The organism is Roseovarius sp. AK1035 (assembly GCF_003288315.1).
GTDB lineage: Bacteria > Pseudomonadota > Alphaproteobacteria > Rhodobacterales > Rhodobacteraceae > Roseovarius > Roseovarius mucosus_A.
On the sequence record NZ_CP030099.1, the window covers coordinates 2061159 to 2081277 of the forward strand.

Consider the following 20119-nt stretch of genomic DNA (forward strand, 5'->3'; position numbering starts at 1 on the left):
GCGTGCTGGTATGGCTTTTGATTTTGCGGTATCAGACAATAATCATGCTGGAATGGACAAAATCACCAAACGCCCCGGTGCGTATCGCGCTGTTGCTCTTTGACAGGTTTTCAAACCTGTGCCTTGCCAATTGTCTGGAGCCGCTGCGCGCCGCAAATACGCTGGGGCCGCGCCGTGGCTTTGACTGGCAGATCCTGACGTTGGACGGCGCGCCTGCGCGCTCGTCCAGTGGGATCGAGGTGCTGGCGCATGGCGGGTTGGGGGCGCTGACGGCCTGCGATTACCTTTTTGTGCTGGCAAGTTATGATCACGACCGGCACGACACTGCCGCCGCGCGGCGCGCGTTGCAAGCGGCGGCGCGGCGGGCGGGGGTGACGGTGGGGCTGGATAGCGGGCCGTGGCTTTTGGCCTCGGCGGGGCTATTGGATGGGCGGCGGGCGACGGTGCATTGGGATTTGCTGGATGCCTTTACCGAGCGGTTTCTGACGGTCACGCCAGAGCGCGCGCGGGTGCTGCGCGATGGCACGCGGATGACCTGTGCGGGGGCGATGTCGGCGCTTGATCTGACGCTGGGGCTGATCAGCGATCACTTGGGCATGGCGGTGCGGCTGGATGTCGAGGCGCTGTTTCTTCATGACGATCCGCCAGTGACCCCGACGCGCGAGGATGTGGCCGTGGGCGATCCGCTGGTGCGCCGGGCGCTGGGATTGATGCGCGATCATGTCGAGCGGCCCTTGTCGCTGAGCGATCTGGCACGGCGGTTATCGTGCCAGCCGCGCACGCTGGATCGACGGTTTCGGGCGGGCCTTGGGGCACCGCCGGGGGCGGTGTACCGGCATCTGCGCTTGGCGGCGGCGCGCAAGCTGGTCGAGAACACGCGGCTGGGTATGGCGGAGATTGCGCTGCGCTCGGGCTACGAATCGCCTGCGGCGCTGACCCGCGCGCTGCGGCGGCAATATGGCACCACGCCGCGTGCTTTGCGGCACGGCTGAGCGCTGTCAGTCTTTTCGATGTTTTTCGCGTTTGGCGCGGTATTCGGCGATCTGCGCCTCGAGCCGGTCGGCATAGGCGGCGCGGTCGGCGTCGGACATGGCGGCGAGATGTGTCAAAAGCACCTCCTGTCCCATCTCAAAGCGCGCGGCGAACCCATCGCGCTGGGTGCGCATCTGGGCCGCGACCCGGTCAGCGTTAAACGGCACGGCGCGCAGGTCGATCACAAGCGCGTCGAAACTCTCGCCGATGTTTGGGCCGTTGTTCGTGCGGCTGCGCCATGCGTCCCGCATCGCGCGGCCTATGGCGCGGCGGTCGGCATCCGAAAGCGCGCGCGTGAGCGGCCCACCGGCCATATCGAGCCGCGAGGGGTGATGACCGGCGTGATCGCCGCCATGGCGCAGCGCCCAGCCCGCTGCCAACCCCGCCACCGCAAGGTTCAGCGCCAGAGAGGCCACCAAAAGCGCCCGCACCCAAGGCTTGGTCCGGCCAGTGCCCTGCTGCTCTGTCATCAGAAATCTCCTGCCAGTTCAAACACCGCTTCGGGTGTGATATCGACCAGATAGGCCGCCTCGTTGCTGCCAGATAGCCCCTCGGGCAGGGTGGTGCCGATCCAGACGCCCGCCACAACGGCCGTTGTCAGCCCGGCCATGGCGGGCCAACCGCCCAAGAGGCGATAGAGCTGTTCCAGAAGACCAGAGCGCGGCGCGGCGCGTGCGGCCTCAGTCCGGCGGGTGATCCAGACCTGTTCGGCCTCGGCATCGCTGAGCACGCGCGCCAGCAACTCTGCCGACGGTGCGGGCGGATGGGCGCGGGCGGCGTCAAAAAACGCGCCAAGCCCGCCAATATCCTGATCCTTATCGCTCATCGACATATCCCAACTCCTCTTGTCGCCCCGCCAGAAGCGCGCTGAGTGCGCGCTTGCCGCGTGAGGTCAGACTTTCGACCGCCTCGACGGTCACGTCCATGATTTCGGCAATCTCGGGGTTCGCCAACCCGTCGATATGGCGCAGAACCACCGCTTGGCGTTGCCGTTCGGGCAACTGATCGAGCGCGGATTGCAGCGCGTCGGCGCGGGCGCGGTCCTGCATCCGTTCGGCGGCGCTGGCCTGTTCATCCTCGGGCTCTGGTATCGCATCAAGCGGCAGATTGCCGCCGCGCGCCCGCCTGCGCCGGTCGATGCAAAGATTGGCCACCACGCGGTAAAGCCAAGTGCTGACCTTGGCCTCGCCGGGTCGCCAATCGGGGGCCTGACGCCAGAGCCGCAAGAGCGCCTCTTGCGCTACATCCTCGGCCTCGGTGCGGTTGCCCAAGAGGCGGTAGGCATGCGCCATGACGCGCGGTGTCAGGCGCAGCGTGAGGAGGCGCGCGGCCATGCCGTCACCGTCCGCGAACCGCGCCAAGAGCGCGTCATCGGGCAGATCCTCCATGGCGTCGAATGGCATGCGCATCACCCTTTAGCGTATCCTTCGGATCGGCCCCTGACCAGAGGCCCGGCGCGGGGGTGTCCCCGCGCCGCAAGATGTTACTCGCTGGCCTTCTTGTCTTTCATCATGCCGTGATGCTTGCCGTGCTGGGCGCGCATCTGGGAAAACTCTTCCTCGGAAATCGCGCCATCGCCATCGGCGTCCATCTTTTCGAACATTTTGCCCTTGTTGCGTGCCTGCATTTCATCGGGCGTAAGCGTGCCGTCCTTGTTGGCGTCATGCCGTTCGATCATGTGATCGGCATAGGCGGCCATGCGCTCGGCCTGACGTTCGGTCATGCGGGCGACCAGCTCGTCTTTGGACAGGGCCCCGTCGCCATCGCTATCGGCACCCTCGAACCGCGCCTGCATGTGGTTGGCCATCTCTTCTGGCGTGATCTTGCCATCGGCATCGGCGTCCAGCTCTTCAAAGCTGTGCTGCATGCCCATGCCTTTGCCCATCTTGCCCTTGTGGCTGTCGGCCTGTGCCACGCTGAGCCCACCGGCCAGAATCGCCGCTGTCAGGCCCACCATCAGAACTGTCTTTTGCATTATCGTCTCTCCCTCAGGGATTTGATGCCTTGTCGTGAAGCGCCCGGATCGTTGGGGCGTTTCTAAGGTCTCTTACGCGGGGCGCGGGCCGCTCCGTCGCAAGGGATGAAATTTTTTGCAGATGCGGTGCAGGCTTTGCGACATCGCGCCGCAAGGACGGTCTGTCATCTTTCCTCTATGTCCCGCGTGCGCCATGTTTGCGCAAACGCAAAGCGAGGCTTCTCATGGGCGATACGACGATGACACAGACTGACCGCGCCCTTTGGCCTGCGGTGCGCCGGGGGTTTTCCCGGAAATGCCCGAACTGTGGCAGTGGCCCGCTTCTGAGCAGCTATCTCAAGCTGCGCGATACCTGCCCTGTGTGCCGCGAGGATCTGAGCCATGCGCGCGCTGATGATGGCCCGGCCTATCTGACGATTCTGATCGTGGGGCATCTGATGGCACCGCTGCTGCATATTGCCTTTGTCCAGTTCCGGCCCGAGCCTTTGGTGCTGTTCACGATATTCGCTATTGGCACCATCGCGCTGTCGCTCTACCTTTTGCCCCGATTGAAGGGGGCCATTGTGGCCTTTCAATGGGCGCGGCTGATGCATGGGTTCAAAGAGAGCCACTAGCCCCGCCGCAAAGGGGCAGGCATGACCGCAATCGACAAGACCGCTATTCGCGACGCCGCAACCGTCATTGTGCTGCGTGATCCAGAGCGGCCGCATGTTCTGATGGGGCAGCGCGGGGCCGAAGCGGCGTTTATGCCCAACAAATTCGTCTTTCCCGGAGGGGCGGTGGATGCGGGCGATGCCGAAATTCCGCTTGTGCGCCCCCTGCCGCCGCTTTGCGCCGCGCGCCTGACCGAGGATTGTGAGCGCGATCTGAGCCATGCGATTGCCGCCGCCGCCATCCGCGAGTTGTGGGAAGAAACTGGTTTGGCGCTTGGTATGCCCGGCGCATGGCCGGGTGATGTGCCCGGTGATTGGCAAGGCTTTGCCGCGCGCGGTCTGGTGCCGGTGGCCGATCCGCTGCAATTCGTGTTTCGCGCGATTACTCCGCCGGGGCGTCCGCGCCGGTTCGATGCGCGGTTCTTTTTGGTGCATGCCGAGGCGTTGGCGGGGGACCCGGATGATTTTTCCGCCGCCTGCGAAGAATTAAGCCATCTGCAGTGGATCCCGCTGGAAGAGGCGCGCCGGTTTGATCTGCCGTTCATCACCGAGGTGGTGCTGGCAGAGGTCACGGCGCGGGCGCATGACCGCAATCCGCCTGTATCGGTGCCGTTCTTTCGCAATGATGACGAAGAGAGCCTGTTCTTGCGGCTGAAGGGCGCGGCGTCTGGGTGACGTGGGACCTCCCCGAGTTTCCTCTTGCGCGGAATCAAGGTGCCGCAGGCACCGCCGCGCGGCGCCCGACCGCCCCCCGGGCGGGCGCCTTTGCAGCGGCTCATCTCATTGAACCCGCGGAAGACTTGGCAGGCATAAACTGCCCATCACTTCTGTTGCAGCGCCCTCCCGCGGTCGGGCACCGCGCGGCTCAACGCTAGGGGCCAAACGCACCTTACCTAAGCGCTACCACCGCGATCACCGAGAGCGTGATCAGCGCAATGCCCCAGCCCTCGCGCCGGGTGATGCGCTCGCCAAAGAAAAGCACCGAGGCGAAGAGCGAAAAGATCACCTCGACCTGTCCGACCGCAAAGACCATCGCCGCGTTTTGGAGCGTGAAGGCGGTGAACCAGCAGAGGCTGCCCGCCATGCCGGTCAGCCCCATCCAGACTGCCGTGCGCCGCGCTGCGATGACGCGCCCCACCTGGCCCGGTTCGCGCCACATCAGCCAAAGCGTGAGGGCCACGGCCTGCATCACCGTCACCATCATCAGCGACAGACCGGCCCGCAATAGCGGGTCTGCGCTGGCAATCTCTAGCGTGGCGCCGCGATAGCCCACGGCAGAGACCGCAAAGAACGCGCCTGAGGCCAGCCCAAGCGCTGCGGCACGATTGCCAAAGCGCCGCCACCAACGCCCTTCAAATCCCGGCGTTTCCGACAGGATCAGCACACCAATCAGCCCCAAGAGGATCGCGCCAAGGCCCAGCCACGTGATTCGATCGCCCAGAATCACAAGGCCGACAAGGGCCGTCTGCACCACTTCGGTTTTCTTGAAGGTGATGCCCACGGCGAAATTACGCTCTGCAAAGAGCGCCACCACGCACCATGTCGCGAGAATCTGCGCCAGCCCGCCCGAAATCGCATAGGCCCAGAACAGCGGGGTGTAGCCTGGCCAAGCGGCACCGGTTGCAGCCAGATAGGCCAGGGACAAGGCCACCACGAAAGGTGCGGAGTAGAAAAACCGCGCCAGCGTTGCGCCGCCTGCGCTGAGCGCGCCCATGCTCAGGTGTTTTTGCAGCATGAAACGCAGCGTTTGGAACGCTGCCGCTGCAATCGAGAGAAAGATCCACGGCTCCATGCCCGTCACGCGCCGCGTTCGGGCGCGGCTCGCTTAGCCGCCAAACTGGCCCTCATAGACCGGCTCGAGCGTCGGCGTGTCAAAGAGCGACGACACGCTCGTGCCATTCCAGATGTTCAGGATGGCTTGGGCAAAGACGGGGGCTGTCGGGATGATGCGGATGTTGGGCGTGGCACGCACCGCCTCGGTGGGCAGGATCGTGTCGGTGATGACCATGGATTTCAGAACGGATTTGGTGATCCGCTCGACCGCCGGGCCAGACATGACGCCATGGGTGGTATAGGCATGCACCTCGGATGCGCCGTTTTCCATCAGCACTTCGGCCGCTTTGCACATCGTGCCAGCGGTGTCGCACATGTCGTCAACAATGATGCAGATCTTGTCAGTCACATCGCCGATCACGGTCATTTCCGCCACTTCGCCCGCCTTTTCGCGGCGCTTGTCCACGATCGAGAGAGGGGCGGTGATCCGTTTGGCCAGCTCGCGCGCGCGCGCCACACCGCCCACGTCGGGCGAGACCACCATCACATCCTGCATCCGGCCCTTGAACTGGGTCATGATGTCGAGCGCAAAGATCGGGGAAGCGTAGAGGTTATCCACCGGAATATCGAAAAAGCCCTGAATCTGCGCGGCGTGCAGGTCCATGGTCAGCACGCGTTCTACCCCGGCCTCGACGATCATATTGGCGACAAGTTTCGCCGAAATCGGCGTGCGCGCCTTGGAGCGGCGATCCTGACGGGCGTAGCCGAAATAGGGGATCACGGCGGTGATCCGCGCCGCCGACGACCGGCGCAGCGCGTCGGCCATGATCAGAAGCTCCATCAGGTTGTCATTGGCCGGGTTCGAGGTGGGCTGGATGATGAACATATCCTCGCCGCGCACATTCTCGTAGACCTCGACAAAGATTTCCTGATCGTTGAAGCGTTCGACACGGGCGTCGACCAAGCCCACATTGACCCCGCGATGCATCGACATCCGCCGGGCAATCGCCGTGGCAAGCGGCAGGTTGGCATTGCCCGAAATGAGCTTCGGTTGCGATGTGGCTGGCATGATGGGGTCCCCGGCTGTGCAATATGACAGATTCGTGATGTTGACACCGCTTAGCATGTGGTCATGCTCAGGCAAAGCGATGCAGCAAAGGAACGTGCCGAAATGGCCCATATCGACTATTATTTTTCAACCCTCTCGCCCTATGCCTATCTGGCGGGCGCGGGGCTAGAAGAGATTGCGGCGCGGCACGGGGCCAGCCTCAGCTATAAACCGCTCGATATCATGGCGCTGTTTGCGCGCACGGGCGGTGCCGCACCTGCGGACCGGCACCCCATCCGCACCGCCTATCGCAATCAGGAATTGCCGCGTCAGGCCAAGAAACGCGGTATGGCGCTGACGCTTAAACCTGCGTTCTGGCCCACCAATCCTGCGCCGTCCTCCTATGCCATTATCGCCGCGCAGGCGGCGGGGGGTGGTGATCTGGGGGGGCTGGTGCAGTCCATTCTGCGCGCCTGCTGGGCGGAAGAGCGCAACATCGCCGAGGATGAGGTGATCCGCGATTGCCTTGAACGCGCCGGTTTCGATCCGGCCTTGGCGGACAAGGGATTGCTCAGCGGGGCGGAAACCTATGCCGCCAACCTCGAAGAGGCGGTGGCAGCTGGCGTCTTTGGCGCGCCCTTCTATGTGGTGGACAGCGGCCAGAGCTTCTGGGGTCAGGACCGGCTTGAGGATCTTGATCTGCATCTGGCGGGCAAGCTCTGATCCTATGCCGCAGGGGGTAAGGGGCGGATTTCCGACCCATTGGACAGAGCTGGGCCATGGGCCTCGGCGGGCCTTGGCGATCCACTGCTCGCTGTCGCATAGCGGCAGTTGGGGGCCGCTGGCGCGCGAGTTGGGGGGCGCGCTGCGCCTTACCGCGTTCGATCTGCCGGGGCATGGGCAAAGCGCGGCTTGGACCGGCGACGGTGAGATTCAGGCAGTCAGCACCGCGATGGCGGCGGGCCTGCTGGAGGCGCCCACGGATATCATCGGGCATTCGTTCGGTGCGACGGTGGCGTTGCGACTTGCGGTCGAGCGTCCGGATCTGGTGCGCACGCTGATCCTTTATGAGCCGGTGTTTTTTGCCGTGGGTCTGCACGATCAGCCCGGTTTGCGCGCAGGCCACGAGGCCGAAATGGCCGAGTATGCGGCGGGCATGGCGGCGGGGGATTTTCTGCGCGCCGCCGAAGGGTTTACCCGCGTTTGGGGCGACCGGCGCGGCTGGACCGCACTGCCTGAGGGCGCACGCGCGGCGATGGCGGCGCAGATGCCGCTGATCGAGGCCGCGACCGATGCGCTTTATGGCGATGCGGGCGGGATGCTGTCGAGCGGCGCGTTGACGCGGATCAGCGTGCCGGTTTTGTTGATGGAAGGCAGCGCCTCGCCGGCGATCATTGCCGCGATCAATGCGGGGCTGATGGCGCGCATACCAGAGGCGCTGCGCGTGGTGGTGCAGGGCGCGGGGCATATGGGCCCGATCAGCCATGCGAGGGGCGTTGCGGAAGAGATCAGGGGGTTTCTTGGGGATTTGCAGGGGTAACGCGGGACGGCCCAGCGATCGCGCGGCGGCGCTTGGCGCCTTGATTCCGCGCGCGGCCCTACATCAAATCACTGAGCGCCACCGCTTGACCGGGTGTGTCGGCGAATTCTACCGTTTCGACATCGACCAGCACGACCGCCCCTTGCGGTCCTTCAAGGATCACCCGCGCGCCGTCGCGCCCGATGCCATAGGTTTCGCGGTCTCCGGGCAGGATCGCCAGATCACGGCCCGCGCCGCCGTGGATGCGGTCATGGCCACCATTACCCACAAGCACATCATCCCCGGCCGCGCCGAGCAGGATATCGGCCTTGGCCGTGCCCTCAAGCCGTGCGCCCTCTGGCCCGGCGACCTCGGTTCGGCCGTGCAGGAATGTGCCCGCCGCGCGGTCCGCATCCCATTCCGGTGCCTGCGCATTGGCCCGCATCAACGCGTCCCAGCGAGGGGTCGTATCGTCGAGATGCCGGAGCGCGCCCCAACTGCCCCATTTCGAAGGGGCGGCGACATCGACGAACGCGTTGAAAAGCGTGCCGCCTGCCGCTGTCCAGCCGCTTAGCAATTCGTCATAAAGCACGCCCATCTGTGGGCTGTAATTGAAGCCGACAAAAAACTCGGTCAGCGCGTCATTCTCGACCACGGCCCCGTGCCCCACCACATGCGTGCCGCCCTCATACATCACCAGTCGCAGGCCGTGCTGGGCGGCGATCCCGGCGTGATAGGGCAGGATATCGCGCAGCAATTCCCCCAAGGAGCCCTGGCGCAGCGCCTCGGCGGCCAGATCATAGGCGAGATCATAGCGATGTGCGGCCAGATACGCCTCGGGGTCCGCGCCGAGTTCGACCGCCTTGGCGCGGGCGATGGCCGCGCTGGTGGCGATCCAGCCCTGAATGGTGCCAAGCTGATCCTCGCCGCCCAAGTCAAAGCCGAAATAGCCAGTGACGGCATAGGCGTCAAAGCGGGTGACAGGCGGCGCGGTCAACTGTCCTTGCGCAAGGGCCAACGGGGCCATCAAGAGCGGCTCTTCCAGCCCCGGCCAGCCGGTATGGGTGCCCACGACGATCGTTAGCCGGTTTTCTTGGCCGGTGAATTCCGCGCGCCAGATATCGGCCATCTGCGCCGCGCGCAGGCCTGCGAATTGCATCCAGGCATCGTCCCCCGCCGCGTCGCCCCAGAGCGCCAGCGCTTGATCACGGGCCCAGACCGTTTGAGGAAACATGAAATTCCAGACCTCGTTGGAATATTCCACATGCGCCTTGAGGTCGGGGGCGAGATGGTCGCGCAGATAGGCGGCAGAGCCCCGGATATAGCCATCATCGGCCATATGCGGCATGTTCACCCAAGGGTCAGCACCGATCTGATTGGCGAGCGCGACCATCACCTCGAGCGGCGCGCCGCGCCAGACATAGGTGGCGTCTTGGGGCAGGGGGCGATCTTCCCATGTGACCTGTGGCGCGCCATTGGTGAACATCCAGTCCATGAAGCGGATCACGCGCAGATCGGCCACTTTCTCGATCCAGAGCGGGTTGAAGATCACGCCCAAGTCATGCAGTGCCAATTGATCCTCGCGCACCACGGTGATGTCGCGCAGGGGGTCGGCCGCATCTGTCTCAAGCAGGCTGAGCGCCACCGGGCCATCGCCGGGTGTCACATCGAAGCGCACCTCACGTTTGCCATAGTCATACCGGACATTATCGGCGCGGCCCACGACCCGGATCACCCCGGTGCCCGTATAGCGCAGCACATAGCGCCCGTTCAGATGCGTGGCGGCCGCGGGTTGATCGGTCAGGATGAAGGCCTCGAGCGCCTTGGCCCCGTCGGGCAGGGCCAAGGGCCAGCCGAAGGCGTCGAGATAGCCCCCCGCCAATAACGCCTCGGTGGTGAAGGCGCCCCATTGGTCCGCGCTATGGCCGACCCAAGGGCGCGCGGTTTTCATCACATCGACGAAAGGATGCTGGCTCGACCAATCCGCGATGCCGTTCAGGCCCATGCCCAGGCTTGGGTTGGCGAGGCCTGCGCCGGATGAGATGCCTGCTGTGGCCACCGCTTGCGCCGGGGGGCTCGCTTGGGTGGTGTCGCGCAGGCCGAGCGCTTGGGCCACTTCTTCGGTCAGGCGGGGATAGGTGTCGCGCACCAGCGGATGCAAGATGTCGGGGAGTGCAAACCCGGTCGGTGCCGGCGTTTCGTAGAGCGCGCTATACGCCACGAGCGCGGCCAGAAAATATTGCGTGGCGGTGCCGTGCGGGGCGTCATCGGAATAGAGCGCTTCAACGGGTATGTCCTCTAACAGGCCGGTTTGCAGGCCGGATAGAACCGAAGAAACCGGCAGAAGCGTGATCTCGATGCTGGGGCGTGCCGCTTGCAAAGCGGCCACATAATCACGAAACCAGTCGTGATAATCGCTGAGCGCGTAGCCGTGCCAGCGCCGCAGATTGCGATCCGAAGGCGGAAAGCCACGGGTAAAGCCGCCCATGTCGGGCCAGCCTTCGTAGATCACGATGCGCGCGCCGGGCCAGTCGGCGGTGGCGCGGTCGATGACCTCAACGGTTGCCGAAACCGGGCTGGCATTGTCAGGGTTGTCCCCCTCAAACGCGGCATCAGGTGATTGATATTGAATGAAATTAGCCGGCGTAATGAGCACGGTATCAGCGGCACCGCGCCGGGCTGTCACACCGTCAAAGGACCAGTTGGGGGCGATGCCCTGCGTGGCGAAGTCGCGCAGAAATCCCCATTGCCCCGACAGGGTCAGATCGCGCCCTTCTGCCTGCGCCAGTCGCGCCAGCCAGTAGGGCACATTGGTGGACGGATCGTCGCTGAGGTGATGCACCAGAGAATTGCCAAACACATGCGCGCTGAGCGCTCCACGCTCGGCCTGCGCCGGGATGGTGCCCAGCATGAGAAGCGCCCCGATGAGGCCTATCAGATGTCGCATGGTCCGGTTCCCCCTGTCTTTGCCCCAATATAGAGGCGGCGCGCGCGTCTTGCCACCATCTGCGGTGGCCAGGGGAGAGGGGGATTTTGAGTATTTGCACCAAGAAGAAAGCAGGGTCTGCACTTCGCGCTTGGCCCGCCCTGAGAGATCAGGCAGAAAGGGGCCATGACGCCTGATGATCTGGTTCTGACCCCACTTGGCCTGCGGTTTCGTGGGCGGCGCTATCCCTGCACCATCGGGCGTGGCGGGGTATCGGCGCGCAAGCGCGAAGGGGATGGGGCGACGCCGGTGGGCGCGCATCGCATCGTGGGGCTGCTCTATCGCCCTGACCGCATGGCGCGGCCCACCGATTGGGCGGTGCCGATCCGGCCCGGTGATCTGTGGTCGGACGATGCGGGCGACGAGGATTACAACCTTATGGTGCGCGCGCCCTATCCGCATAGCCATGAGGTGCTACGCCGCGCCGATCCGCTTTATGATCTGGTGTTGATCACCGATTGGAATTGGCCGCAGGCGGTGCGGGGGCGGGGATCGTGCATCTTTGTTCATCGTTGGCGGCGACCGGGCTATCCCACCGCAGGCTGTATCGGGCTGCGCCCCGATCACCTGCTCCATATAGCGCAGCAGATTACCTTTGGCGCGCGATTGATCGTGCCGCCGCGCTGATACCTATTCGGGATATTGTCGGCTTGCCGTGGCGCGGGCCAGAACCTTTTTGTCGGCGCGCGCTGTGGCGGTCCAGACATAGGTATGCACACCGCCCGGTGGACAGGGGCTTTTGTATTTGAAGGCTCCGAAGGGCAATTGCCCGTCGCTTCCTACCTTCAGGCGCCCGCCGCCGTGGTTGTAGTTGGGCGCATCGCGATCCTTGAGGGAGAATTCGATGGATGTGGTGCCAGCCGGAACCCCGCGCAGCACAAAGGCGGGGCTGCCGACCGTATTGGGCTTGCCGGTGCGGCAGGCAGGGATATTGCCCCAGTCAAAGGATATCGTGAATTCGGCCGCAGCCGTGGTGGCAGACAAGGCAAGAGCGGCAAGCGATAGAGATAAAAGGCGCATTGGTGTCTCCGATGCAATCCGTTTCTACCTGGAAGACACTACACCAGCGCGCCCGACCTGACAACAAATGCGCGTGTCGGCCTAGCCGTAGTCGCGTTCTCCGAAGATCGCAGAGCCAACGCGGACATGCGTGGCCCCCTGCGCAATCGCGCTCTCGAAATCGCCGCTCATGCCCATCGAAAGGCCCGAAAGCCCGTTGCGCGCCGCCATTTTCGCCAGAAGGGCGAAATGCAAGCTGGGTTCTTCTTCGACCGGGGGGATGCACATCAGCCCCTTGACCGGCAGATCGAGCGCGCGGCACTCGGCCACAAACCCATCAATCTCTTGTGGCAGAACGCCCGCCTTTTGCGGCTCTTCGCCGGTGTTGACCTGAAGGAAAAGGTCCGGGCAGCGCCCCATTTCCTGCGCCAGCCGCGCGATGCCCTGTGCGATTTTGGGGCGGTCGACGGAATGGATGGCCTGAAACATCTCCATCGCCTGCCGTGCCTTGTTGCTCTGCAAGGGGCCGATAAGATGCAAGACTATGTCGGTGTAGCGGTCCTGAAAGGCTGGCCATCGCCCGGCTGCCTCTTGCACCCGGTTTTCGCCGAACACGCGGTGTCCTTGATCCAGAACAGCGGCGACGCGCTCTGCGGGCTGCACCTTGGAGACGGCGATCAATTCCACATCCTGCGGCGCACGCCCTGCTGCGGTGCAGGCCTTGTCCATCCGTGCCCTGATTTCGCTCAGACCCATAATCGTCCTCATTCATTGCGTTGTTCTTGCATGCCACAGGGGCCACCCCCCGCACAAGTGCGCGACAGACCGTCAAACGGCTTGCCCCTTAGCCCCGGCTTGGATAGTAGGGATGGAAACAATCCCGGACGGTGCCATGACCCATTCGCGTTTCAAGATCTTCGGCCTGACGCTGGCCAGTCTCGTGCTTCTGAGCGGCTGCGGCGCGTTCCAGAATGCGACCTTGGACCCGGAGGCCATGCGCGTTAAAGGCGGCAGAGAAAGACAGGCGGCCGCGAATGAAGGCTCTCTGCTGGATTCGTTTCGTGGGGCGAGGGACACCGTCAAGGTCAACCGCTTTCTCTGGACGGCGTCGCTGCAGGTGTTGGATTTCCTGCCGATTGAGGCCGCCGATCCCTTTACCGGCGTGATTTCAACGGGCTATGGCACCCCACCGGGGGGTGGGCAGGCCTATCGCGCCACCATCCTGATCAGCGACCCGGCGCTTGACGCGCGGTCCCTCAACGTTGCGCTGCAAACGCGGGGCGGTTCGGTGGATGCCGCAACCGAGCGCGCGGTCGAGGATGCGATTCTCAACCGCGCCCGGCAATTGCGGATCAATGCGGCGCGGTTCTGAGCACCCCCTTGGCATGGCGGCGCTCTGTTAGCGCCTGCCGGATGATCTGTTGCGACGAGTTGACAAAAAGGCCCGCCATGAGCCCGGCCACGATCAGGTCGGGCCATCCGGTCTCGGTGCCCCAAACCGCAAGCGCTGCGACCATCACCGCCACATTGCCGATGGCATCGTTGCGCGAACAGAGCCAGACTGAGCGGACATTGGCATCGCCATCTTTGTAGGCCCTGAGCAAGAGCACGCTTGCAACATTCGCCATGAGGGCAAGAAACCCGATGCTGCCCATAATCTCGGCTTGTGGCACGCCCAGATAGATCACGCGATAGACGGTGCTGCCCAGCACCCATAGCCCCATCGCCATGAGGCTGAGACCCTTGAACAGCGCCGCCGTAGCCCGCACCCGGAGGCTGGCACCGATCACGGCCAAAGACAGCCCATAGGTCAGCGCATCGCCCAGAAAATCCAGCGCATCGGCCTTGAGCGCCTGCGATTGTGCGGCTTGGCCTGCGGCCATTTCCACCCCGAACATCGCGGCATTGAGGGCGATCACGATCCAGAGCCGTTGCTTGTAGGCGGCTGAGAGCCCATCGAACTGGGCCTCATGGCCACAACATCCCGCCATGCTGCACCTCCTTTGCATTTGCGTCAGGGGCAATGTAATCTCTCTAGTGACTAGAGCTTCAAGGGGGTTTCGGGATGTTTTTGTCGATTGGCGAGCTGTCGGCGCGCACGGGCGTCAAGGTGCCCACCATCCGCTATTACGAATCCCGTGGCCTGATTGCTGTGCCTCTGCGCAGTGCGGGTAATCAACGCCGCTACGGGCGGGCAGAGCTGGAGCGGTTGGGGTTCATCCGCCATGCCCGCGATCTGGGGTTCTCGCTCGAGGCGATTGCGGCGCTGATCGAGTTGCAGGATCACCCCGACCGCGGGTGCGGGTCGGCCACCCGAATCGCGCAAGGTCAGCTTGGGGCGGTGCGGGAGAAAATCCGGCGATTGCGCGCACTTGAGACCGAGTTGGCGCGCATTGCAGAGGGATGCACGGGCGAGGGGGCCGCACGCGATTGTTATGTGCTGGCGTCTTTAGCCGACCACGACCTGTGCCGCCGGGATCACCCGGCGGAGGCCAGATCCTCGACCCAGCGAAGCTGACGCGGCAGGCAGATGCCGCGCAGATCATAGCGCGCGCGGATCAGCTCGCGCGCGGTCTTGCCCAACTGCGCCCGTGTGCCGGCATCCTCCAACAAGGCGCAAATCTCATCCACCAGCGCCTCGCGGTCAAAGAAATCCACGAGCCGCCCGGTCTCGCCATGGGTGATGACCTCGCGCACCGGGGCGGTATCGCCTGCGACTATCGCGGCGGAACAAGACATCGCTTCCATCAGGGACCAACTGAGGACAAAGGGATAGGTAAGGTAGACATGCACCCGGCTGACCTGCAAAAGCCGCAGGAACTGATCATAAGGGATGCGCCCAAGAAACCGCACCCGCGCCCAATCTTCATCTGAAATCTGCGCGCGCACCTCATCAATGAAAATCTGCTTCCATGTCTGCCCCTTGGGGGGGCGGGCCCCATAGCTCACCTCGTCCCCGCCGACAATCAGCACCGTTGCATTGGGCCGCTCGCGCAAGAGGCGGGGCAGGGCGCGCATGAAGACATGATAGCCGCGATAGGGCTCTAGATTGCGGTTTACAAAGGTGATCACCTCATCTGCGCGGGTCACGTCGCACTGCCCTTCGATGGTCAGGCGGACATCAGGCAGGGGGGCGGCCTGAACCGTGTCGATGCCATCATGGCTGACCGTGATCCTCTCGCGGAAGGGGCTGGGAAAGGTATCGGCCTGAAACCGGGTCGGGCTGATTCCGGCGTGCCCGGTCTCGAAATGCAGGTGATTGTTGATGTTCTTCATCCGGATGCGCAGGGCCTCGGCCTCGATGTTTTTAGAGGCGAATTCGGGATCGAAGTTGAGATGCGGATAGCCCGCGAGGTGATAGAGCTCGCAATACAGGCCCAGCTTGGCCGTGGGCCAGACATCGCGCAGGAAAAGCGACTCTCCCCAGCCGGGATGGGCCAGGATGAGATCGGGCGTATAGCCCTTTGCGCGTAGGTCTACCGCCGCCTGCCAGCAGGCCTCGGCGCGCGTGACCTTGGTATCGAGATCGACCAGCCAGGGATGCAGGCTTTGCCCGTTGCGCTTGGGCAGGGCATAGGGGATCACCTGCACGCCTTGCCATTTCATGGCCTCTTTGACCCGCAGGGTCAGCGCCACGCAGTTATGCCCCTGCTGGGCCAGAAGCGGGGCCAGATGTTTGTATTGGCCGGGAAAATTCTGATGGATAAAAAGGATTTTCATAGGTGTCCGTATTTCAAAGGTTGTTCGTGGTTATAATCAGGCGATCGGCCCGCGCAAACCCCTTGCATTTTTACGCGCCCCCACTGGACCCGCGCGCGCCAACCGCCTATCACCCCCTGCAACAACCCTATCAGTAAGAGGTGCGCCCCATGTCGCGCTATGCCGCCAGTGACGTCGAAGCGAAATGGCAATCCGCCTGGGAGGCGGCCGATGTGTTTCGTGCGCGCCGCGATGAGACACGGCCGAAATACTACGTGCTGGAAATGTTTCCCTATCCGTCGGGGCGTATCCACATGGGCCATGTGCGCAATTACACCATGGGCGATGTGGTGGCGCGCTATAAGATTGCCACCGGTCATAACGTCTTGCATCCGATGGGCTGGGATGCCTTTGGCATGCCCGCAGAGAATGCGGCCATGGCGAGCGGTGGCCATCCCAAGGACTGGACCTACGCCAATATCGCCGACATGCGCGCCCAGATGAAGCCATTGGGCCTGAGCATCGACTGGTCCCGCGAATTCGCCACCTGCGATCCGGAATACTATGGCCAGCAACAGGCGCTGTTTCTGGATTTTCTCGAACATGGGCTGGTCTATCGCAAGAATGCGGTGGTGAACTGGGACCCGGTCGATATGACCGTTCTGGCCAATGAGCAGGTGATTGACGGCAAGGGCTGGCGCTCGGGCGCGGATGTGGAGCGGCGCGAACTGACGCAATGGTTCTTCCGCATTTCGGACCACGCCGAGGATCTGCTTGAGGCGCTCGATACCCTCGACAATTGGCCCGCCAAGGTGCGGCTGATGCAGGAGAACTGGATCGGTAAATCGCGCGGGCTGCAATTTGCCTTTGGCCTGATTGACGGGCCAGAGGGGCATGACCGGGTCGAGGTGTACACCACCCGGCCCGATACGCTGATGGGGGCATCCTTTGTGGGGATTTCGCCGGATCACCCGCTGGCCAAGCGGCTTGAGGCCGAGCGCGAAGATGTGGCGGCGTTCTGCGCCGAGGCGCGCAAGGGCGGCACCACCGCCGAGGCGATCGAGAAGGCCGAGAAGCTGGGGTTCGACACCGGGCTGCGTGTGCGCCATCCCTTTGATACCGCATGGGAATTGCCGGTCTATATCGCCAATTTCATCCTGATGGACTATGGCACGGGCGCTATTTTCGGCTGTCCGGGGCATGATCTGCGCGACCATGATTTTGCGCGCAAATATGATTTGCCCATTGTCGATACCTTCCTGCCGGTCGAGGGCGACCATGACATTCAGGCGGCGCCCTATGTGCCGCTCAAATCGGAAGCTGTGCGGTATACGCGCCTGGTGGCGGGGAATGAAATTCAGACCGGCGAGACGGGTGTCAACGCCGCGATTGATTTTTGTGAGGCCAATGGCGTGGGCCAAGGTGTCACGAAATTCCGCTTGCGCGATTGGGGTCTGAGCCGCCAACGCTATTGGGGATGCCCCATTCCGGTGGTGCATTGCGACACCTGCGGCGTGGTGCCGGAAGCCAAGGAAAACCTGCCCATCCGCCTGCCCGATGATGTCACCTTTGACGCCCCCGGCAATCCGCTGGATCGGCATCCGACATGGCGCGACTGTGCTTGCCCCCGCTGTGGCGCGCCCGCGCGGCGCGAGACGGACACGATGGATACATTCGTGGATTCAAGCTGGTATTACGCCCGCTTTACCGCGCCCCATGCCGCGACGCCCACGGATATGGCCGAGGCTGAGTATTGGATGAATGTGGACCAGTATATCGGCGGCATCGAGCATGCGATCCTGCACCTCTTGTATTCGCGGTTCTTTGCCCGCGCGATGCAGATCACCGGCCATTTGCCGCAGAAGGCGATTGAGCCCTTTGATGCGTTGTTCACCCAAGGGATGGTGACGCACTCCATATATCAGTATTTAGACAATAGTGATCTAGGTTCTCAGGGAGATGAGCCTCTTTCGGCTCAGCCGTTGAGAACTGAATTCCTTTTCCCAGAAGATGTAATTGAATTTACAGACTCTTTTGGAGAGAAGAAAGCCATCAAGCGCTCGGTTGCCGTCGCCAACGGTGAAGAGGCAGTAGATGTGAGGCAGTTGGAAAATATCTGGTTGATTGAGGGCGAGGCTGGTAGGCGCGTCCAAATCATCCCCTCTGCCAAGATGTCGAAATCCAAGAAGAATGTGGTCGATCCCTCGACCATCATCGCGCAATACGGGGCCGATACGGCGCGCTGGTTTGTCCTGTCTGACAGCCCGCCCGAGCGCGATGTGGAATGGACCGCCTCGGGCGCTGAGGCGGCGCATCGGCACCTGAGCCGCGTTTGGCGCATTGCCGCCGAGATCGCGGCGAGCGACGCGCCCGCCACCCCAGAGGATGACACGCTCTTGCGTGAGATGCACAAATGCATCGACGAGGTGACCAAGGGCATCGACAGTTTCGGCTTTAACGCGGCGATTGCGCGGCTTTATGCCTTTACCAACACGCTGGCGAAATCGCAGGCAGGGACGGGGGCGAAGACCACCGCCGCCCGCACGCTGGCGCAGCTTATGTCGCCCATGACCCCGCATCTGGCCGAGGATATCTGGGCGATGCTGGGCGGTGAGGGTCTGATTGCCACAGCGCCTTGGCCGGTCGCCGACCCGGCCATGCTGATCGACGAGACGGTCATTTTGCCCATTCAGATTAACGGCAAACGGCGGGGCGAAATCACCGTGCCGGCCGATATGCCGAAATCCGAGGTTGAAAAACTGGCGCTTGCCCACAATGCTGTGGTCAAGGCGCTGGACGGGGCCCAGCCCAAGAAGATCATCGTCGTCCCCGGACGGATCGTCAATGTCGTGGTATAGCCGCCGCTTTTTCCTGATGTCCGGCCTCGCCCTGCTGGCGGGGTGCGGTTTTGCGCCCGCCTATGGGCCGGGCGGGGCGGGTACGGCGCTGATGGGGCGGGTGGTCGTGGAGGCCCCCGATACCCGCGCGTCCTATCTTTTGACGCAAGAGATTGAGACACGGTTGGGCAGGCCCGCCAATCCGCGCTATGCGCTGATCCCGGTCGTCACGCTGAACACGCAGGCCATGGCGATCAACCGCAATAACGTGGCATCCCGCTTTAACCTATTGGGAACAGTGGCTTATAGCTTGCGTGATCTTGAGACGGGGGTGATTGTCACCTCGGGCGAAGTCACCAGCTTTACCGGCTATTCCGCGACCGGCACGACCGTGGCGGTGCAGGCGGCGGAGCGCGACGCCGAGGCGCGGTTGATGGCGATTCTGGCGGATCAAGTGCTGACCCGCCTCTTGGCCGCAGACCTGCCTCAGCCGGAATGAAGCTCTCGCCGCGCGATGCTGTCCGCTATTTCGCCAAGCCTGAGGCGCAGCGCACCGGTATCCTGATCTATGGCGCGGATGCGATGCGTGTGGCGCTCAGGCGGCAAGAGATGCTCGCGGCGCTGCTCGGCCCTACGGCGGATGCCGAAATGCGCCTGACACGTCTGCCTGCGGGCGACTTGCGCAAAGACCCGGCCGCGCTTTTGGATGCGGTCAAGGCGCAGGGGTTCTTTCCCGGCCCGCGCGCGGCCTTTGTCGAGGATGCCAATGACACCGCCGCCGATGCCATTCTGGCGGCGCTCAGCGACTGGCAGGCGGGGGATGCCCAGATCATCGTGACTGCAGGCGCGCTCAAGGCGACATCGAAAATTCGCAAGGCGTTTGAGAGCCATCCCAATGCCTATGCGGTTGGAATCTATGACGATCCCCCCAGCCGAGAGGAGATTGAGGCCACATTGGCCCGCGCCGGTTTGCGTGATGTGCCGGGGCCGGTCATGGCCGATCTGACGGCGCTGGCGCGCGATCTTGATCCGGGCGATTTTCGTCAGACCATTGAGAAGCTGGCGCTTTATAAGTTGGGGGACGCCACGCCGCTGAATGCGGCGGATATCGCCGCCTGCGCCCCTGCCTCGACCGAGGCGGATTTGGATGACATCCTCAATATCGTGGCAGAGGGGCGGTCAGCCGAGATTGGCCCGGTGATGCGGCGGTTGAAGGCGCAGGGCACCCAGCCTGTTGGCCTGTGCATCGGGGCCACGCGGCATTTTCGGGCGCTCTATACCGCTGCGTCGGACCCCGGAGGGGCGGCGCAGGGCATTGCCCGGATGCGCCCGCCCATTTTCGGGCCCCGTCGCGACCGGATGCTGCGGCAGGCGCAGGGCTGGGGCGCGGAGCGCTTGCAACAGGCACTGACGATCCTGACGGATACCGACCTCACCCTGCGCTCCGCCGGACAGCGCGCGCCCGACATGGCACTGGTCGAGCGGGCACTGATCCGGCTGGCGATGCTGGCCACGGCGCGGTGATCCGGGCGAATCTGGGTTAACAGACGGAAATTTATGAAAATTACGGAGCGGTATCGGGGCTGTATTGCGTCGGT

22 protein-coding genes are annotated in these 20119 nt (G+C 63.5%); 11 read left to right on the forward strand and 11 right to left on the reverse strand.

Annotated features, from left to right (window positions below; genetic code table 11):
* Nucleotides 1-44 precede the first annotated feature (44 nt).
* Nucleotides 45-992, forward strand: coding sequence for a GlxA family transcriptional regulator (locus RAK1035_RS09815; RefSeq protein ID WP_008279804.1), 948 nt, complete (start codon nucleotides 45-47; stop codon nucleotides 990-992).
* 6 nt (nucleotides 993-998) lie between these two features.
* Here the strand turns inward: RAK1035_RS09815 and RAK1035_RS09820 are convergent, their stop codons facing one another.
* The 4 genes from RAK1035_RS09820 to RAK1035_RS09835 all read right to left on the reverse strand — a co-directional run bounded on the left by RAK1035_RS09820 (nucleotide 999) and on the right by RAK1035_RS09835 (nucleotide 3007).
* Nucleotides 999-1502, reverse strand: a complete 504-nt coding sequence (locus tag RAK1035_RS09820; protein ID WP_008279805.1) for a periplasmic heavy metal sensor — start codon at nucleotides 1500-1502, stop codon at nucleotides 999-1001.
* Entirely contained in the window at nucleotides 1502-1864 is a 363-nt protein-coding gene (locus tag RAK1035_RS09825) for a hypothetical protein (protein ID WP_232279157.1), read from the reverse strand. Before RAK1035_RS09825 ends, RAK1035_RS09820 begins: the two co-directional genes overlap by 1 nt.
* Nucleotides 1848-2441, reverse strand: a complete 594-nt coding sequence (locus tag RAK1035_RS09830) for an RNA polymerase sigma factor (RefSeq protein WP_008279807.1) — start codon at nucleotides 2439-2441, stop codon at nucleotides 1848-1850. The genes RAK1035_RS09825 and RAK1035_RS09830 overlap by 17 nt, the downstream gene beginning before the upstream one ends.
* Before the next feature lie 74 nt (nucleotides 2442-2515).
* The gene (locus RAK1035_RS09835) at nucleotides 2516-3007 is read right to left on the reverse strand and encodes an EF-hand domain-containing protein (RefSeq protein WP_008279808.1); all 492 of its coding nucleotides are present in this window, start codon (nucleotides 3005-3007) and stop codon (nucleotides 2516-2518) included.
* A gap of 224 nt (nucleotides 3008-3231) precedes the next feature.
* Here RAK1035_RS09835 and RAK1035_RS09840 point away from each other — a divergent pair, with 224 nt between their 5' ends.
* Together RAK1035_RS09840 and RAK1035_RS09845 are read left to right on the forward strand one after the other, a co-directional pair.
* Nucleotides 3232-3621 carry a DUF983 domain-containing protein gene (locus RAK1035_RS09840; protein ID WP_008279809.1) on the forward strand — a complete coding sequence of 130 codons (390 nt, stop codon included), beginning with the start codon at nucleotides 3232-3234 and terminating at the stop codon, nucleotides 3619-3621.
* Nucleotides 3622-3642: 21 nt separating this feature from the next.
* On the forward strand, nucleotides 3643-4335 hold the full coding sequence (locus tag RAK1035_RS09845) for an NUDIX hydrolase (RefSeq protein WP_008279810.1): 693 nt from the start codon (nucleotides 3643-3645) through the stop codon (nucleotides 4333-4335).
* A 214-nt stretch (nucleotides 4336-4549) separates the two neighbouring features.
* Here the strand turns inward: RAK1035_RS09845 and RAK1035_RS09850 are convergent, their stop codons facing one another.
* Both RAK1035_RS09850 and RAK1035_RS09855 read right to left on the reverse strand, forming a co-directional pair.
* Complete coding sequence (locus RAK1035_RS09850) at nucleotides 4550-5452, reverse strand: EamA family transporter (protein WP_008279811.1); 903 nt, start codon at nucleotides 5450-5452, stop codon at nucleotides 4550-4552.
* A gap of 33 nt (nucleotides 5453-5485) precedes the next feature.
* The gene (locus RAK1035_RS09855) at nucleotides 5486-6502 is read right to left on the reverse strand and encodes a ribose-phosphate pyrophosphokinase (RefSeq protein ID WP_037297258.1); all 1017 of its coding nucleotides are present in this window, start codon (nucleotides 6500-6502) and stop codon (nucleotides 5486-5488) included.
* A 102-nt stretch (nucleotides 6503-6604) separates the two neighbouring features.
* Here RAK1035_RS09855 and RAK1035_RS09860 point away from each other — a divergent pair, with 102 nt between their 5' ends.
* Both RAK1035_RS09860 and RAK1035_RS09865 read left to right on the forward strand, forming a co-directional pair.
* Nucleotides 6605-7204 carry a 2-hydroxychromene-2-carboxylate isomerase gene (locus RAK1035_RS09860; protein ID WP_037297095.1) on the forward strand — a complete coding sequence of 200 codons (600 nt, stop codon included), beginning with the start codon at nucleotides 6605-6607 and terminating at the stop codon, nucleotides 7202-7204.
* Nucleotides 7167-8021, forward strand: coding sequence for an alpha/beta fold hydrolase (locus tag RAK1035_RS09865; RefSeq protein ID WP_254683675.1), 855 nt, complete (start codon nucleotides 7167-7169; stop codon nucleotides 8019-8021). Before RAK1035_RS09860 ends, RAK1035_RS09865 begins: the two co-directional genes overlap by 38 nt.
* A 58-nt stretch (nucleotides 8022-8079) precedes the next feature.
* On the opposite strand, the gene RAK1035_RS09870 is transcribed toward RAK1035_RS09865, so the two are convergent.
* The gene (locus RAK1035_RS09870) at nucleotides 8080-10947 is read right to left on the reverse strand and encodes a hypothetical protein (protein WP_008279815.1); all 2868 of its coding nucleotides are present in this window, start codon (nucleotides 10945-10947) and stop codon (nucleotides 8080-8082) included.
* Between the two features lie 165 nt (nucleotides 10948-11112).
* On the opposite strand from RAK1035_RS09870, the gene RAK1035_RS09875 reads away from it, so the two are divergent.
* The gene (locus RAK1035_RS09875) at nucleotides 11113-11613 is read left to right on the forward strand and encodes a L,D-transpeptidase family protein (RefSeq protein ID WP_008279816.1); all 501 of its coding nucleotides are present in this window, start codon (nucleotides 11113-11115) and stop codon (nucleotides 11611-11613) included.
* Nucleotides 11614-11616: 3 nt separating this feature from the next.
* On the opposite strand, the gene RAK1035_RS09880 is transcribed toward RAK1035_RS09875, so the two are convergent.
* Both RAK1035_RS09880 and RAK1035_RS09885 read right to left on the reverse strand, forming a co-directional pair.
* Entirely contained in the window at nucleotides 11617-12006 is a 390-nt protein-coding gene (locus RAK1035_RS09880) for a YbhB/YbcL family Raf kinase inhibitor-like protein (RefSeq protein WP_008279817.1), read from the reverse strand.
* Between the two features lie 81 nt (nucleotides 12007-12087).
* On the reverse strand, nucleotides 12088-12741 hold the full coding sequence (locus RAK1035_RS09885) for a YggS family pyridoxal phosphate-dependent enzyme (protein ID WP_008279818.1): 654 nt from the start codon (nucleotides 12739-12741) through the stop codon (nucleotides 12088-12090).
* A gap of 112 nt (nucleotides 12742-12853) precedes the next feature.
* On the opposite strand from RAK1035_RS09885, the gene RAK1035_RS09890 reads away from it, so the two are divergent.
* Nucleotides 12854-13357 carry a DUF3576 domain-containing protein gene (locus tag RAK1035_RS09890; protein ID WP_008279819.1) on the forward strand — a complete coding sequence of 168 codons (504 nt, stop codon included), beginning with the start codon at nucleotides 12854-12856 and terminating at the stop codon, nucleotides 13355-13357.
* On the opposite strand, the gene RAK1035_RS09895 is transcribed toward RAK1035_RS09890, so the two are convergent.
* On the reverse strand, nucleotides 13338-13976 hold the full coding sequence (locus RAK1035_RS09895; RefSeq protein ID WP_008279820.1) for a cation transporter: 639 nt from the start codon (nucleotides 13974-13976) through the stop codon (nucleotides 13338-13340). The two genes, RAK1035_RS09890 and RAK1035_RS09895, sit on opposite strands and share 20 nt — an antisense overlap.
* A 74-nt stretch (nucleotides 13977-14050) precedes the next feature.
* Between RAK1035_RS09895 and RAK1035_RS09900 the strand changes: the two genes are divergently transcribed.
* Nucleotides 14051-14503 carry a MerR family transcriptional regulator gene (locus tag RAK1035_RS09900; protein ID WP_008279821.1) on the forward strand — a complete coding sequence of 151 codons (453 nt, stop codon included), beginning with the start codon at nucleotides 14051-14053 and terminating at the stop codon, nucleotides 14501-14503.
* On the opposite strand, the gene RAK1035_RS09905 is transcribed toward RAK1035_RS09900, so the two are convergent.
* On the reverse strand, nucleotides 14464-15705 hold the full coding sequence (locus tag RAK1035_RS09905) for a glycosyltransferase (protein WP_008279822.1): 1242 nt from the start codon (nucleotides 15703-15705) through the stop codon (nucleotides 14464-14466). The genes RAK1035_RS09900 and RAK1035_RS09905 overlap by 40 nt on opposite strands.
* 149 nt (nucleotides 15706-15854) lie before the next feature.
* Here RAK1035_RS09905 and leuS point away from each other — a divergent pair, with 149 nt between their 5' ends.
* The 3 genes from leuS to holA are packed head-to-tail and all read left to right on the forward strand — an operon-like array spanning nucleotide 15855 to nucleotide 20045.
* Entirely contained in the window at nucleotides 15855-18542 is a 2688-nt protein-coding gene (gene leuS / locus RAK1035_RS09910) for a leucine--tRNA ligase (RefSeq protein WP_008279823.1), read from the forward strand.
* Complete coding sequence (gene lptE, locus RAK1035_RS09915; RefSeq protein ID WP_037297097.1) at nucleotides 18529-19020, forward strand: LPS assembly lipoprotein LptE; 492 nt, start codon at nucleotides 18529-18531, stop codon at nucleotides 19018-19020. The genes leuS and lptE overlap by 14 nt, the downstream gene beginning before the upstream one ends.
* Nucleotides 19017-20045, forward strand: a complete 1029-nt coding sequence (gene holA / locus RAK1035_RS09920) for a DNA polymerase III subunit delta (RefSeq protein ID WP_008279825.1) — start codon at nucleotides 19017-19019, stop codon at nucleotides 20043-20045. The genes lptE and holA overlap by 4 nt, the downstream gene beginning before the upstream one ends.
* Nucleotides 20046-20119: the final 74 nt, after the last annotated feature.